12 protein-coding genes and 1 tRNA gene are annotated in these 14,885 nt (G+C 75.7%); 4 read left to right on the top strand and 9 right to left on the bottom strand.

Features of this window, described 5'->3' with window-relative positions; all coding sequences use genetic code 11:
* Window positions 1-26: 26 nt before the first annotated feature.
* From DMP15_RS23755 to DMP15_RS23740, 4 genes are all read right to left on the bottom strand, one after another.
* The gene (locus DMP15_RS23755; RefSeq protein WP_100879880.1) at window positions 27-920 is read right to left on the bottom strand and encodes an oxidoreductase; all 894 of its coding nucleotides are present in this window, start codon (window positions 918-920) and stop codon (window positions 27-29) included.
* Window positions 921-999: 79 nt separating this feature from the next.
* Window positions 1,000-2,406 (bottom strand): PepSY-associated TM helix domain-containing protein, encoded by a 1,407-nt coding sequence (locus tag DMP15_RS23750; protein ID WP_083658560.1) that lies wholly within the window; start codon window positions 2,404-2,406, stop codon window positions 1,000-1,002.
* Window positions 2,403-3,245 (bottom strand): DUF5134 domain-containing protein, encoded by an 843-nt coding sequence (locus DMP15_RS23745; protein WP_337826463.1) that lies wholly within the window; start codon window positions 3,243-3,245, stop codon window positions 2,403-2,405. The genes DMP15_RS23750 and DMP15_RS23745 overlap by 4 nt, the downstream gene beginning before the upstream one ends.
* Window positions 3,246-3,585: 340 nt before the next feature.
* Entirely contained in the window at window positions 3,586-4,182 is a 597-nt protein-coding gene (locus DMP15_RS23740; protein ID WP_217266888.1) for a sigma-70 family RNA polymerase sigma factor, read from the bottom strand.
* A 124-nt stretch (window positions 4,183-4,306) separates the two neighbouring features.
* On the opposite strand from DMP15_RS23740, the gene DMP15_RS23735 reads away from it, so the two are divergent.
* Window positions 4,307-4,966, top strand: a complete 660-nt coding sequence (locus DMP15_RS23735; RefSeq protein WP_073575527.1) for a hypothetical protein — start codon at window positions 4,307-4,309, stop codon at window positions 4,964-4,966.
* 25 nt (window positions 4,967-4,991) lie between these two features.
* On the opposite strand, the gene DMP15_RS23730 is transcribed toward DMP15_RS23735, so the two are convergent.
* Complete coding sequence (locus DMP15_RS23730) at window positions 4,992-6,146, bottom strand: DegT/DnrJ/EryC1/StrS family aminotransferase (protein ID WP_301549137.1); 1,155 nt, start codon at window positions 6,144-6,146, stop codon at window positions 4,992-4,994.
* A 165-nt stretch (window positions 6,147-6,311) separates the two neighbouring features.
* On the opposite strand from DMP15_RS23730, the gene DMP15_RS23725 reads away from it, so the two are divergent.
* Entirely contained in the window at window positions 6,312-7,967 is a 1,656-nt protein-coding gene (locus DMP15_RS23725; protein WP_100879882.1) for an FAD-dependent oxidoreductase, read from the top strand.
* A 10-nt stretch (window positions 7,968-7,977) separates the two neighbouring features.
* On the opposite strand, the gene DMP15_RS23720 is transcribed toward DMP15_RS23725, so the two are convergent.
* The 3 genes from DMP15_RS23720 to DMP15_RS23710 are packed head-to-tail and all read right to left on the bottom strand — an operon-like array spanning window position 7,978 to window position 11,843.
* Window positions 7,978-9,105: a sensor domain-containing diguanylate cyclase gene (locus tag DMP15_RS23720; protein WP_157818491.1), complete on the bottom strand. Its 1,128-nt coding sequence runs from the start codon at window positions 9,103-9,105 to the stop codon at window positions 7,978-7,980.
* 56 nt (window positions 9,106-9,161) lie between these two features.
* Entirely contained in the window at window positions 9,162-10,598 is a 1,437-nt protein-coding gene (locus tag DMP15_RS23715) for an MFS transporter (protein WP_100879884.1), read from the bottom strand.
* A 51-nt stretch (window positions 10,599-10,649) separates the two neighbouring features.
* Window positions 10,650-11,843, bottom strand: a complete 1,194-nt coding sequence (locus tag DMP15_RS23710) for an aminotransferase (protein WP_100879885.1) — start codon at window positions 11,841-11,843, stop codon at window positions 10,650-10,652.
* Between the two features lie 125 nt (window positions 11,844-11,968).
* On the opposite strand from DMP15_RS23710, the gene DMP15_RS23705 reads away from it, so the two are divergent.
* Window positions 11,969-13,162: an MFS transporter gene (locus DMP15_RS23705; protein WP_073575463.1), complete on the top strand. Its 1,194-nt coding sequence runs from the start codon at window positions 11,969-11,971 to the stop codon at window positions 13,160-13,162.
* 175 nt (window positions 13,163-13,337) lie between these two features.
* Here DMP15_RS23705 and DMP15_RS23700 read toward each other — a convergent pair.
* Window positions 13,338-13,422: transfer RNA gene (locus DMP15_RS23700), tRNA-Leu, on the bottom strand.
* A 99-nt stretch (window positions 13,423-13,521) separates the two neighbouring features.
* Here DMP15_RS23700 and DMP15_RS23695 point away from each other — a divergent pair.
* Window positions 13,522-14,853 (top strand): M20/M25/M40 family metallo-hydrolase, encoded by a 1,332-nt coding sequence (locus DMP15_RS23695; RefSeq protein ID WP_161152115.1) that lies wholly within the window; start codon window positions 13,522-13,524, stop codon window positions 14,851-14,853.
* Window positions 14,854-14,885 lie beyond the last annotated feature (32 nt).

Below are 14,885 nucleotides of genomic sequence, written 5' to 3'. Positions count from 1 at the left end.
GACCGGGCCCCGGCACCACCGTCCGCTCACAGCGGGTACGTGACCCGGGTCAGCTCCTCGGCGCGCTCCCAGAGCGCCCGCTGCATCCGTCGGTCGTGCGAGGCCGCCGTGGACCCGACCGGACGCGGGTTGCCACGGGCCTCGCCGATGCCGTCCGGTCCGATGTAGGCCCCGCCGGGCAGGTCCGGGACGGTTGCGGCGAACAGCGTCGGCAGCGCCCCGGCCGCCGCGGACTGGGCGACCACCTTGTTGAGCACGCCCATCAGCGCGTCCTGGACGGACTCGGTGCGCGACTGCAGGTTCGTCGCCGCGTACCCGGGGTGCGCGGCCATCGACCGCAGCCGCGACCCGGCCGCCACGAACCGGTGTTCCAGCTCGTAGGCGAACATCAGGCAGGCGAGCTTGGACTGGCCGTAGGCAGTCCAGCGCTCGTAGCGGCGGCGCTCGAAATTCAGGTCGTCGATGCCGATCCGGCCCATCCGGTGGGCCACGCTGGACAGCGTCACCACGCGGTCGGTGATCCGGTCGGCCAGCAGACCGGTCAGCGCGAAGTGGCCGAGGAAGTTGACCCCGAGCTGGGTCTCGAATCCGTCCGCGGTGCGGGAGAACGGCACCGCCATCAGGCCGGCGTTGTTGATCAGCACGTCGGCGGTGCCCTCGAACCCGGCGGCGAACTCGCGGACCGAGGTGAGGTCGGCCAGGTCGAGCCGGCGTACCGACACCGCGCCACCGAGCTCGGAGGCGATCTCCTCGCCGCGGAGGGTGTCCCGTACGGCCAGCACGACACGCGCACCGGCGTGCACCAGGGCCCGGGTGGTCTCCAGCCCGAGGCCACTGGTGGCGCCGGTGACGATCACGGTCCTGCCCTGCTGGGGCGGGATGTCCGCCGTCGTCCAGGGGGCGGGTGAGGTCCGGAACACGGGAGGACTCCTTCGCGGGGAACGGGACCCCAGGTCTACCCGCTCGCGCGGGGCCTTGCGCGCCCGCGCCCCGGACGGGTCAGCCCGCCGGCTCGCCGGTCTGCCGGTCCCGCCGGGCCGCGACCAGGGCGTCGACGAGCAGGAACAGGATCAGCGAGACCCCCAGCACCGGCAGCACCAGCCCGGCCGCCACCGCGGCCAGCCCGACCAGCGCCACCGCGGCGGGGGAGGGCCGTTCCCGGGACCCGGGCGGCCCGGCGAGTCCGCGCGACCCGTCCGGCCGGGTCGGCCTGCGCAGCCACCACATCCGGTAGCCCCACACGACCAGCACGACCACGGCCGACGCGAGTGCGGCGAGCGCGACCAGGTTGACGGTGCCGAACAGCAGGCCCATGTGCGCGTCGATACCCCAGCGGGCGAGCTTCGCCGCGACCGGCCAGTCCGCGAAGGCGAGCCGGTCGGTGATCGTCCCGGTCGCCGGGGCCACGGCGACCGAGTCCTGCTGCGACGGCCAGCTGCGCACCGTCTGCTGGACCGTCCAGGCCTCGCCGGGCTCGCCCGGGGTGAGCTCGACCGGTCCGGAGAGGCCGTCGGCGCGCGCGGCGTCCAGGACCCGCTGGGCGACGGCCGGGACCGCCCGCGGGGCCACCGGTGCCGTCGCGGCACCCGTCACGGGCGCGGCCGCGTCACCACCGGCGGCGGGCAGCGTGCTGCTGACCGACGGCGTCGTCCAGTCCAGGGCGGTGCGCAGCGCGCCCACGTTGGCCCCGGCGAACTGCGACCAGGTCAGGCCGGTCGCGGCGAGGAACAGGAACCCGACCGAGGCCCAGACGCCCACCGCGCCGTGCCAGGACCGCAGTCGCGACCGCGACGACCCGCCGGTCCGCGGCAGCAGCCGCTCCCGGCGTCGTCGTACCCGGCGGGTCACCTGCACCACGAGGCCGGACAGGGTGAGCACGGCCAGCCAGGACGCCGCGAGCTCGGTGTAGACCTGTCCGGGGGCGCCCAGCAGCAGTGAGCGGTGCAGATTGTCGATCACGCCGCGGGCCGGGAGCCACTCGGCGTAGGTGTCGAGGGTGGCCCGCACCTGCGCGGTGTACGGATCGACGAACACGGTGCGGCTGTAGCTCTCGGGCAGGTCGGCGTCGAACGACACCCGGGTCGTCGCGCCGGGCTCGCGCGACGGCCGGATCTCGGTGACGGGCAGGCCGGGCTGGGTCGCGACGGCCGCCTCGACCTGCCGGGACAGCGGGAGCTCCGGGCCACTGACCGGGGCGGTCAGCGCGTCCGCGTACATCCAGCGCTCGATCGGTGGCGACAGCGTGTAGAGCAGCCCCGTCAGCGCCGCGACCAGCAGGAACGGGCCGACGAACAGGCCCGCGTAGAAGTGGATCCGGGTGACGAGTCCCTTCAGGCCCCGGAACAGCGGGGGCCGCTCCGGCGGCGGGACGGGCGCCCCGGGCCGGGTGTCGAGGCCGGCGCTCACCAGCCCGCCACCATCGCCGCGAGCATGACGACCATGCCGACGCTCATGGCTGCGTGGCAGGCGGCGTCGGAGCGCGCGCCCAGCCGGCCCGCCGTCCGCGCAGGGGCCCCGGCCCGCTCGGCGAGCGCCGTGGCCGCCCCCGCCGTCCCGGCCGTGGTCGCCGTCCCGGCCGGGGCCGGCTGCGCGGAACGGGCCTGCGGGGCCGCCGCGGGGTCGGCGCAGTCGCAGGCGGCCGGGTCGGTCGCGGCACCGGTCGTGGACGCGTCGTCGGGCGTCAGCGGGTCCCCGGCGTCGCGGTCGTGGCTCAGCGCGCGGGCACCCCAGTACCCGGCGGCGGCCAGGAGCACCGCGCACAGCGTCACGGTCACCGCGATCGCCCACCCGGCCGGGCCCGCCGCGCGGGCCGTCCCGGACATGTCCATGGCGGCACCGCCGCCGTGGTGGGCGTGGGCACCGCCGCCGCCCGCGGCCTCCGCCGGTGAGGCCATGATCAGCGGCATCGCGGCGAGCATCCAGACCATCGCCGCGGCCATCAGTGCGTGCGCCGCACCCGCGACCCGCCCCGAGGGTCCGCAGGGCACCCCGCGTGACGCGGTGACCAGGAAGAACACACCCAGCACGGAGAACAGGACGATCTGGGTCCACAGCCCGGCGCTGCCGTACCAGGTCCAGGTCATGACGACCATCGCCGCGCTCATCAGCAGGTGCGCGAGCTCCGCGGTGCGGTGCGCGGCGGAGCGACGCTCCGAGACCGCGGTGGCCCAGCGGGTCAGCGCGTAGAACCCGGTGGCGGCGAACACCGCCGTCAGGGCCCAGGCCAGCGGCAACGACGAGATCACAGGTACTCCTCGGGGGCGGGGGAGGTGCGGGGGCGCACGCCGGAAGTGGTCGCCGGTGGGGCCTGTCCGGTTCCCGCCCGTACCGGTCCGGTGGGTGCGACGCCGGTCACTCCCGTCGTGATCGTCGGACGGCGGTGGTCGGGTGGCGCGGAGGCCCGGACGCCGCGACGGTCGGGTGCCGCGACGGCCCGGGTGCAGCGGCGGTCGGGTGCAGCGGCCGGGGGCGTATGCGGCCGGATGCCGCTGTGGTCGGATGCCGCTGTGGTCGGATGCCGCTGTGGTCGGATGCCGCTGTGGTCGGGGCGGCGGCCCGGTGGGACGCGTCGGGTGCGGCGCGGTCTCAGGGGCGGGCGGCGCGCCGGACGCCGGGCGCGGCCGCCCCGGCGGTCCCGGTTCCGTCCTCGCCGAGCGCGCGCAGCAGGTCCTCGCGTGCCCGGGCGACCCGGGACCGGATGGTGCCGACCGGGCAGCCGCAGACCTGCGCGGCCTCGGCGTAGCCCAGGTCCAGGACCTGGGTCAGGACGAACGCCTCACGACGGTCGTCGGGCAGCGCGTCGACCAGCGTCCGCAGCAGGACGGCCTCCTGCGCGCCGGTGCGGGGCACCGCGCGCTCCAGCACCTCCTGGGTGTCCTCGCCCAGGTCCCGCACGCGGGGCCGGCGGACCGCGGTGCGCACCGCGTCGACGGCGACCCGGCGGGCGACCGACAGCAGCCAGGTGCGCGCGGTGGAGCGGCCCGCGAACGAGGGCAGCGACCGCAGGGCCCGCAGGAACGTCTCCTGGGTGAGGTCCTCGGCGTCGTCGCGGCCGAGGTGGACGAGGAAGCGGTGGACGTCGACCTGGGTCGCCCGCACGAACTCCGCGAGCGCGGCTGTGTCACCGGCACCCGCGGCCAACGCCCACGCCGTCACGGTGGCGTCGTCGTGGCGTTCGGGCACGCTGGTCACGGTAGCCGTCGGCCGTGCGGGGCAGAAGCCCGACCCGGTCACCGTCCGCTCGGTGGGAGCACGGTGTGTGACCGGATCGGTGCTGTCCGGACGCTACCGTCGCAGGGTGTCCGACATGTGGGTCAGCTGGTCCGGGGGCAAGGACGCGGCGACGGCGCTGGCCGCCGCGCGGCGGGCCGGAGCGCGGGTGACCGGGCTGCTCAGCACCGTCACGGCAGGGCCCGGTGGCGCGGAGATCGCGGTGCACGGCGTGGGGGCCGCGCTCGTCGCCGCCCAGGCCGACGCGCTGGGCCTGCCGCTGCACCGGGTGGAGTTGCCGCCGTCGTGCCCCGACGGCGAGTACCGGGCCCGGCTGCGGGCCGCGCTCGCGCCGGCCGCCGCGTCCGGTGTCACCGGGCTGGTGCACGGCGACCTGGCGCTGGCCGACGTCCGTGCGTTCCGCGAGGAGGTCCTCGTCGGCACCGGGGTCACCGGGGTGTTCCCGCTGTGGGGCGCGGCGACCGGTGCGCTGGCCGCCGGGATGCTCGACGCCGGGTTGCGGGCGGTCGTCGTCGCCGTCGACCCGGGCCGGGTCCCCGCGCGGCTCGCCGGGGCCGTGTTCGACGCCGAGTTCCTGGCCGCGCTGCCACCGGGGGTCGACCCGTGCGGGGAGAACGGCGAGTTCCACACCTTCGTCACCGGCGGGCCGGGGTTCGCCCACGACGTGCCGGTCGCGGTCACCGGCACCGTCGCCCGCGACGGCCACGTGCAGGCCGTGCTGGCCCCGGCCGGCTGAGACCGGGCCGGGCCCGCCGGGCGGCTCAGCCCGCGGTGCGGGAGGCGAGCAGCCGGAACGCCGGCGTCGGCAGCTCGGGGGCGAGGTCGACCACGCAGGTCCGGGCCAGAATCTCCAGGGTGCGCGGGCAGGCGCCGGGGCCGTGGTCGATCTCGGTGCCGTTGGCCGCGTACGGGTCGAACCCGGGGTGCAGCGGGTTGCGGGCCCGCAGCGAGCGCCAGTTCGTGTAGACGTGCCGGCCGGTGTCGATGAGCCGGTGCACGCCGCGGCGGGCACCGAACTCCGCCGCCGCCTCGGCCGACGGGAAGGCCAGCGCCAGCCCGGCGGCGTGCGCCGGGTCGTGGTGCGGCACCGGCTCCAGGTCGCGCCCGATCCGGTCCGACAGCGCCGACAGCATGATGTCGCGGTGCCGCCCGCGCCGGGCGAGCTGCGCACGCAGGCCGGCCAGCTGCGGACGCAGCACCGCCGCGGACAGCTCGGGCATCCGCAGGTTGACCCCGACGATCAGGTCCGCGTCGGCCCCGGCGAATCCGGCGCGTTCGTAGCTGCCGACGTCGTGGTACATCGACGCCCGCTCGAACAGCTTCGGGTCCCGGGTGACCAGGGCGCCGCCCTCGCCGGAGCGGATGTTCTTGTGCTGATTGAAGCTGAAGGCGCCGGCGTGGCCGATCGACCCGGCCGGGCGCCCCCGGTACGTGACGCCGATGGCCTGGCAGGCGTCCTCGATCACCACGAGGTCGTGGGCGGCCGCGACGTCCATGATCGCGTCCATGTCGGCGACATGGTTGAGCATGTGCACCGGCAGCACCGCCCGGCTGCGCGGGGTGATCCGGTCCTTGAGGTCGGCCGGGTCCATCGTGAGCGAGGCGTCGACCTCGACCAGGACCGGCACGGCGCCGACGGCGAGTGCCGCGGCGGCCGTCGACACCCAGGTGTAGGCGGGGACGAGCACCTCGTCGCCGGGGCCGACCCCGGCGCCGACGAGTGCCGCGACCAGGGCGCTGGTCCCGCTGTTGACGGCCAGTGCGTGCGAGGTCCCGAGGAACCCGCCGAGCTCGGACTCGAACCGTGCGACCTCCGAGCGGTCGCCGCCGGTGAAGCGGCCCAGCTCCCCGCGCCCGAGGACCCGGACCGTCGCGGCCATCCCCCGTGCGGTCGTCGCCATGGCGGCGAGTCCCATACCGTGCTCCTCCGGATGCGAACCGTGTGAACCGGACACGACGGTACCGGGCGGGTCGGCACGCCCCCGGCGACGGGAGGCCGGGAGCAGCCACAGCGTCCTCACAGCCGAGCCGGGGCACCATCGGTGGCAGTACCGCACCACGTTCGGAAGGAACCGCCCTCCATGCTCATCGACACCCGGCGCGCGCTCCCCGGCTCCATCTTCGAGGCCGAGGTCTGCGTGATCGGCAGCGGTCCGGCCGGGGCCGCGGCCGCGACCGAGCTGGCCGACCGCGGCCTGCGCGTCGTCGTCCTGGAGGGTGGCGGCCCGGGTCTGAGCCGCACCGCCCGCGACACCTACCGGGGCATCACCGGGCGGGGCAAGCACGACCCGGTCGACGCCGTCCGGCAGAAACGCCTCGGCGGCACCTCCCTGGTGTGGGGCGGGCGCTGCGCCCCGCTCGACGACGTCGACTTCTCCGACCGCGAGTGGATGCCCGGTGCCGCGTGGCCGATCCGGCACGAGGAGCTGCGCGCCTGGTACCCGGCCGCCCAGCGGCACCTCGACGCCGGCGCCTGCGAGTACTCGGCCCCGGAGTCGGGCTTCCCGGCTGCCCCAGCCGGGATCCACAGCGACACCCTGCGCTGGGACGACCTGTGGCGCTGGAGCCCGCCGACGTCGTTCGCACCGACCGTGGAGAACATGGCGAAGGCGGGGCGGATCCGGCTGTTCCTGCACGCCACCGTCGCCCGTCTGGAGCGCGACCCGGTGTCGGGCACCGCGACCGAGGCCGTCGTCGTCCCGCGGCCGGGATGCGACATCCGGATCCGGGCGCGGCACTTCGTCGTCGCGGCGGGGGGCCTGGAGTCGGTCCGGATCCTGCTCGCCTCCGACGGCTACGGCGGCACCGGGACCGGAGCCGGGATCGGCGACGAGTACGGCCAGGTCGGGCGGCACTACATGACCCACCCGGTGGGCGAGGTCGGGCGGCTGCGGCTGACCACGGCCGGGCGCACGCTGGGCCTGGGCTACCTGCCCACCGACGACGGCGTCTACGCCCGCCGGATGCTCTCGCTGTCCCCGCAGGTCCAGGCCGACCACCGTCTGGGCAACCTGAAGGCAGCGCTGTGGTTCGCCGACCCGAAGGACGCCGAGCACGGCGACGCGCTGCTGTCGACGTTCGCGCTGACCTACTGGGGCCTGGGCAAGCTCCGCACCGGGTTCAAGGCCGCCGGGACGCACGCCCAGTACAGCCACACCACCGACATCGGCCACCACGTGCGCAACGTCGCCGCCGACCCGCTGCGGGTGGCACGCTTCGCCCGTGGGTGGGCCCGGCCGCGGATCACCGGGGAGCGGCGGGTGCCGTCGTTCATGCCGCTGGACTCCGCGCACTGCCGGCTGCGGTTCGACGCCGAGCAGACCCCCGACCCGGGGAACCGGGTCACGCTCGACCGCGAGCGCGACGCGCTGGGCCAGCACCGGCTGCGGGTCGACTACCGGGTCTCCGCCGCTGACCGGGAGGCGATCGTGACGTCGCTGTCCCTGATCGGCAAGGAGCTGGAGCGGACCGGGCTCGCCCACGTCGACCTGTCCGACGTGGAGCACGTGCACGACATGGACATGACCGACGGCACCCACCAGATGGGGCTGCTGCGCATGTCGGAGTCGCCGCGCACCGGCGTCGTGGACCCGGAGTGCCGGGTGCACGGCACGCCGAACGTGCACATCGCCTCCAGCGCGGTGTTCCCGTCGGCCGGCGCGGTCGGGCCGACGCTGGCGCTGGTCGCGCTGGCCTGCCGGACCGCGGAGCTGATCGCGGCCGACGTCCGGGGCTGAGCCCGCGCGGTCAGCCGCGCAGCAGCGTGACCCCGGTCCCGGCGTCGTCGAGCGCCGCCCACATCTCCTCGAGGGGAAGTGGGCGGTGCCGGGTCCGGGTGATCACCGCGTGCGACGGCGTCGGGACGAACGGGAACACCGCCGCCAGCCCGGCGACGGTCTCGCAGAGCCGCTGGGCGGCCGCGGCCAGGGACCGGACGTCGGCGCCGGGCAGCAGGAGGAGGAATTCCTCGCGCCCGACGCGCACCGGCCGCCCGGCGGACCCGACCTGCCCGGTGAGCAGCCGGGCGATCCCGCGGAGCACCGCGGTCTCGGCACGGAACCCGTGTCGCCGGGTCATCGACCCCAGCCCGTGCACCCGCAACAGCACCAGGCCCAGGGGCAGGGTGCCCGGGGCGGACCCGTCGAGCCAGCGGTCCAGGAACGCCCGGGTCGGCAGCCCGCTGCGCGGGTCGCGCTCGGCGCCGGGTTCGAGCTCGTCGAGCCGGGTCTGCGCGGCGTCGGCGCGGCGGCGTTCCAGCGACAGCTCACGGGCGAGGGCGTCCGCGGCGGCGTCGTAACGGTGGTCGGTGGCCGTGCCGGGGATGGGGACGACCCGGGAGAGCACCTCGTCGAGGCCGCCGGTGTGCCGCGAGCCGAGCCGCGCGCCGAGCTGGTGACGCAGCCGCAGCAGCTCGGAGTGGGCGTCGGCGTGCCGGAACGACCAGCGGGCGGAGAACAGCCTGCCCCGCTCCAGCGAGCGCGCCGCCCCGTCGACGGCCTCCAGGTCGTGGGCGACGACGGTCGCCCCGGACCGCGGCGTCAGGACGGTGACGCTCCACTCGCGGGCCGCGTCCTCGCCGTCGGTGAGACGGACGTGCCCGAGGCCGTCGGGGAACCCGTCGGGGGCGTCGCCGACGGTGGCGACGACGGCGCCGTCCCCGCAGACGGCGGCGAGCCGGTCCCAGACGCCGAGTGCCGGCCGGAGGTACTCCGACCGCTGGACGAGCCCGACGACCGCCATCGGCCGGTCCCGGGACGGGGCGAGGGCGAACTCCTCGATCGCCAGGGCGAGCGCGTCGAGCAGCGGCTTCGTGACGGTCCGTGAGGGGCGGTGCGCGACGCCGGGCATGAGTGTGGAGTCCCCGGCACTGATCACTCACGCCTCACTCATTTGCAGTAACGCTTGTCACAGAGTTATACGTGTGTGAACGGTTAAGCGGTTGCCTGTGTGATGCGAGTCTCGGTCCCTCCCCGTAACAGTGCGGCGGCAAGTACCGCACCGATCACGAGGAGTGATGATCCGATCCACATGGCGCTCGTGAACCCCGGCCCGAACGACGCCGGGTCGGCGGGGGCGTCCCCGCGGATCCCCGCGATCGCGGGTACGGCCGCGACCGCGAGCAGGCCCGCGGCCCGCGCGATCGCGTTGTTGACCCCCGACGCGACGCCCGCGTGCCGGTCCGCCGCCGCGTCGAGCACCGCCGTGGTCAGCGGCGCGACGGCCGCGGACAGCCCCAGCCCGACCAGCGCCGTCGCCGGGAGCACGTCGGTGAGCCAGGTCGCGCCGGGCCCGATCCGCGACGCCAGCAGCATCCCGGCCGCGGCCAGCAGCAGCCCGCCGGTGACCAGCGGTGCCGGGCCCGTGCGCGTCGCGAGCCGCCCGGCGCGGGCCGACAGCAGCAGCATGAGCACGGTGACCGGCAGGGTCGCGGTCCCCGCCAGCAACGGGGAGAACCCGGCCACGATCTGCAGCTGCACGGCGAGCAGCACGAACAGCAGCCCCAGCGCCGCATAGACGGCGACGGTCACGACGTTCGCGCCGGTGAACCGGCGCCCGTCCCCGGCGTCGCCGGTGCCGGTGAACAGCTCCGGTGGCACCAGCGGGGACCGGCTGCGCCGTTCGACCAGTGCGAACGCCACGAGTGCCGCCACTCCGGCGAGGCCCGCGCCCCACACCTGCAGTCCGGGCGATGCACCGGCGCCGGCCGCCGTCCCGGCCCAGGTCAGCAACGCCAGCCCGGCGACCGCGAGCACGCTGCCCGGGACGTCGAGCCGGTGCGCGGCGTCGGGGTCACGCGACTCGGGCACGTGCCGCACCGCCACCGCGACGACGACCGCCGCGAGCGGCAGGTTGATCAGGAACACCGCCCGCCACGACCACTCCACGAGCGTCCCGCCGACGAACGGGCCCAGCGCCCCCGCGACCCCGCCGAGCCCGGACCAGGCCCCGATGGCCGCCGCCCGGTCCGCCCCGTGGAACGACGCCGAGATCAGTGCCAGGCTGCCCGGGGTCAGCAACGCCCCGCCCACCCCCTGCAGGGCCCGGGCCGCGGCGAGCACCTCGACGCTCGGCGCCAGCCCGCACAGCAGTGAGGCCAGCGCGAACCAGACCGCCCCGGTCACGAAGATCCGCCGCCTGCCGAACCGGTCGCCCAGCGAGCCGCCGAGCAGGATCAGCCCGGCCAGGGTCAGGGTGTAGCCGTTGACCGTCCACTGGAGACCGGCGAATCCGGCGCCGAGGTCCTCGGCGATGCGGGGCAGGGCGATCGTGACGACGGTGTTGTCGAGCATCGCCATGCCCGAGCCGAGCACGCAGGCCGTGATGACCCAACGGCCGGCCGCGGTGCCGGTGCGCAGTCCGGTGTCCATGGTCGGCGAACACCGGGACGTCCTGGTCTCTTCCGTCGCCGGGCCTCGGGGTCAGCCGGTGACCACCCCCGCCCGCCGCCCGGCCTCGGTGAGCCGCTCGGCCAGCAGCGCCGCGCCCGCCTCGTCCACCCGCCCCACCGACAGCCGCAGCATCTGCCGGTCGTCGGGCAGGAACGCGGTGCCCGGGATGGTCAGGGTGTCGTGGTCGAGCAGCAGCGTCCGGACGACGTCGAGGGTCGGGCGGTCCGGGAACGGGTGGCGCACCCAGGCGAAGAACCCGCCGAGCGCGGCGACCTCGAACCCGCCCGGGCGGTCGGCGAGTGCGGCACCGACCCACTCCCGCCGCCGGGCGATCTCCGCGACCCGGTCGGCCCGCCACACCCCGGCGCGGGTGAGCCCGGCCACCGCGGCCTCCTGCCCGGTCCGCGGTGCGCAGATGGCGATGCAGTCGAGCAGCTTGAGCACCTGGCGTCGCAGCTCCGGGCCGGCGACGACCGACCCGACCCGGTACGCCGGGATCGCCAGGTCCTTGGAGTAGGAGTGCAGACCGACCACGGTCGAACGCCACGCCGGGTCGGCGAACAGCGTGTGCGACGGCTCGGTCGTGTCCGGGCGGAACGAGCGGTAGGTCTCGTCGAGGACGAGCGCGATGTCGTGGCGTCGGGCCAGCTCGGCGAACGCGGTGATCTCCTCGGGCGGGACCGTCACCCCGCTCGGGTTCCCCGGCGTGACCAGCACGATCGCCCGGGTGCGCGGGGTGAGGAGCGCCTCGGCGTCGGCGGCGCGCGGGACCAGGTCGGCGTCGGGCTCCAGGTACACCGGCGTGACGCCGCGCATCCGCAGCCACATGTCGTGGTTGAAGTAGTAGGGCAGCGGCGAGATCACCTCGTCGCCCGGACCGGCGAGCGCGTCGGCGACCACGGCGAACGCCTGGTTGCAGCCCGCGGTGACCACGACGTCGTCGGGGGTGAGGTCGCCGCCGTGCTCGCGGGCCAGCTCGTCGGCGATCGCCCGCCGCAGCGGCGGGATGCCCGGCACCGGCGCGTAGCCGGACAGGCCGGGGTCCCGTGCGACCTCGACGACGCGCTCGACGACCTCGGGTGCCGGCGGGTACGGCGGCGCGGCCTGCGACAGGTCCAGCAACGGGTGCGTCGCGTTCCGTGCCGGGTCCCGCTCGCCGGCCAGCGCGAGGGCCGCACCGATGGGGGAGTCGCTGCCGGCCGCCGTCGTGGGGTCGAGTCGCACCGTCGGATGCCGCCTTCCGGGTCGTCCTGCGTCGGTCCTGCGGTCCGATCGTCGCCGACGCGGCCCGGGGCGGTCCAGCGACCCTCGGGATACGGTCGCCGCAGCAGGCGTTGCGAGGTGGCACGGTGGTCGAGGTCCGGACGGCGCCCGGCGCGGGGTTCCGCCGCCGGGTCCTGCTCGTCCTGTGCCTCACCGAGATCACCAGCTGGGGCGTCCTCTACTACGCGTTCCCGGTGCTCGCCCCGTCGATCTCGGCGGACACCGGCTGGTCGGTGAGCGCGGTGACCGGCGCGTTCTCCGCGGGCCTCGGGGTGTCCGCGCCGGCCGGGATCGTCGTCGGACGGCTGTTGGACCGGTGGGGCCCGCGCTGGGTGATGACGGCCGGGTCGCTGCTGGGGGTGCCCGCCGTCGTCGGGATCGCCGTCGCACCGTCCTGGCCGTGGTTCCTCGCCGCGTGGCTGGTCGCGGGGCTCGCGCAGTCCGCGACGCTGTACCCGCCCGCGTTCGCGGCGCTGACCCGCTGGTGGGGAAGCGACCGGGTGCGCGCGCTGACCGGGCTCACCCTGGCCGGCGGCCTGGCCAGCACGGTGTTCGCGCCGCTGTCGGCGGCGCTGCTCGGCGGGTTCGGCTGGCGCGGCACCTACCTGGTGCTCGCCGCCGTCCTGCTGGTTGTGACGGTCCCTGCGCACCTGCTCGGGCTGCGCGGCCCGTGGCCGGGGGCCCCCGCCCCGCCCGAGCACGCCGACCCGGGCGCGATCGCGCGCAGCCGCCCGTTCCTGCTGACCGTGGCCGCGGTGTTCCTCGGCACGTTCTGCGGGTTCGCGGTCGCGGTGAACCAGGTGCCGCTGCTCATCGAGCGGGGACTCGACGTACAGACGGCGGCCTGGGCGCTCGGGCTCGGCGGGGTCGGGCAGGTCGCCGGGCGGGCCCTCTACACCCGCGTCGTGGGACGGCTGGCCCCACCGGCACGGGCGGTGCTCGTCCTGGCGGCGCTGGCCGCGTCGACCGCGCTGCTGGGACTGCTGCCCGGCCCGGCGTGGCTGCTGGTCGGCGCGGCGGTGCTGACCGGCGCGGCCCGCGGGATCACGACGCTGCTGCAGGCCACAGCGGTGTCGGACCGGTGGCCGTCGCGGTTCTACGGGCGGCTCGGCGGGCTGCTGTCGGCGCCCGCGACGGTGGCGGTGGCGGTCTCGCCGTGGGCCGGCGCGGCGCTGGCCGGGCCGCTCGGGGGCTACCCGCAGTTGTTCGCGGTGCTCGCCGGGGCCGCGGCGGTGGGGGCGGTGCTGGCCGTCGGCACCCGGGTCCGTGATCCGCGCTGACCCGGTTGTGGGGCCGTGCCCGTCCCCCGGGACCTGCCGCCGGTGGTGGCGCGCCGTGTCTGTCCCGCCCGCCCGGCGACGGGCCCGGCGCGCCGATCCACCCTCACGGGTGGGCGACGGGCCCGGAACGCACGAAACCGGCCACGGAGGACCGTGACCGGTTTCGGAGGATGTGTGTCCGAGGGGGGACTTGAACCCCCACCCCCTTATACGGGGACTAGCACCTCAAGCTAGCGCGTCTGCCATTCCGCCACTCGGACGTCGCGATCTCTCGATCGCGTCGTGAGGGAAGCATAGCCGAGGCCCACGGCCGGGTTGCGGCGGGGTCGGCACGCGTCGCCGGTGGTAGAACGACGCCCATGACCGCTTCAGCGAACGACGACCCGACCAGCGCCGAGGACGAGGTCGTGCAGCTGTGTTCGGAGCTGATCCGGATCGACACGACCAACACCGCCGACCCGGAGACCCTCGTCGGTGAGGCCGAGGCGGCCGACTACGTCGCGGACAAGCTGCGCGAGGTCGGCTACGAGGTCGAGCTGGTCGAGTCCGGTATGCCCGGGCGGATGAACGTGATCGCCCGGCTCGAGGGCGCCGACCGCTCCCGCGGTGCACTGCTGATGCACGGCCACCTCGACGTCGTCCCCGCGGACGCGCGCGAGTGGTCGGTGCACCCGTTCTCCGGGGCCGTGCAGGACGGCTACGTCTGGGGCCGCGGCGCCGTCGACATGAAGGACATGGACGCGATGATGCTGGCGGTCGCCCGCCGCTTCAAGCGTGAGGGCGTCGTCCCGCCGCGGGACATCGTGTGGGCCTTCGTCGCCGACGAGGAGGCCGGCGGGAAGTGGGGCGCGCAGTGGCTGGTCGAGCACCGGCCCGATCTCTTCGAGGGGTGCACGGAGGCCGTCGGAGAGGTCGGCGGGTTCTCGCTGACCCTCGGTGAGGACCAGCGGGCGTACCTGATCGAGGCCGCGGAGAAGGGCATCGCCTGGATGCGGCTGCGGGCCAGGGGCAAGCCCGGCCACGGCTCGTTCCTGCACGACGACAACGCCGTCACCATCCTGGCCGAGGCCGTCGCCCGGCTCGGGAACCACACGTTCCCGCTCACGATCACCGACACGGTGCAGGCGTTCCTGGACCGGATGACCGAGCTGACCGGCGTCGAGTACCCGGAGGACGACCTCGAGGGCGCACTGGCCAAGCTCGGCCCGATCTCGCGGATCATCGGCGCGACCGTCCGGGACACCGCGAACCCGACGATGCTCGACGCCGGGTACAAGGCCAACGTCATCCCGTCGACGGCCGAGGCGGTCGTCGACTGCCGGGTGCTGCCGGGCCGCGAGGAGGCGTTCCTGCGCGAGGTCGACGAGCTGCTCGGCCCGGACGTCGAGCGCGAGTGGGTCACCGACCTGCCCGCCGTCGAGACGCCGTTCGAGGGTGCACTGACCGACGCGATGCAGGCCGCGCTGCGCACCGAGGACCCGACCGCCGAGATCGTCCCGTACATGCTGTCCGGGGGGACCGACGCGAAGGCGTTCTCGACGCTGGGCATGAAGTGCTACGGCTTCGCGCCGCTGCGGCTCCCCCCGGAGCTGGACTTCGCGTCGCTGTTCCACGGCATCGACGAGCGGGTGCCGGTGGACGCGCTGAGGTTCGGCACCCGGGTGCTCGACCGCTTCCTACGCACGGTGTGACGGGGACGCCGGGCCCGGCCGGGTCCGGCACC

The organism is Pseudonocardia sp. UM4_GMWB1 (assembly GCF_017312155.1).
GTDB classification, from domain to species: Bacteria; Actinomycetota; Actinomycetes; order Mycobacteriales; family Pseudonocardiaceae; genus Pseudonocardia; species Pseudonocardia alni.
Note: the sequence above shows the minus strand (reverse complement) of the source record. Positions and strands in the feature narration are given on the sequence as shown.

Excerpts from the sequence above, each read along its gene's own strand:
- DMP15_RS23735 (WP_073575527.1), top strand. The coding sequence starts at position 4,307 with ATGTGGGTCAGCTGGTCCGGGGGCAAGGACGCGGCGACGGCGCTGGCC.
- DMP15_RS23695 (WP_161152115.1), top strand. The coding sequence starts at position 13,522 with ATGACCGCTTCAGCGAACGACGACCCGACCAGCGCCGAGGACGAGGTC.
- DMP15_RS23725 (WP_100879882.1), top strand. The coding sequence starts at position 6,312 with ATGCTCATCGACACCCGGCGCGCGCTCCCCGGCTCCATCTTCGAGGCC.
- DMP15_RS23715 (WP_100879884.1), bottom strand. The coding sequence starts at position 10,598 with ATGGACACCGGACTGCGCACCGGCACCGCGGCCGGCCGTTGGGTCATC.
- DMP15_RS23730 (WP_301549137.1), bottom strand. The coding sequence starts at position 6,146 with ATGGGACTCGCCGCCATGGCGACGACCGCACGGGGGATGGCCGCGACG.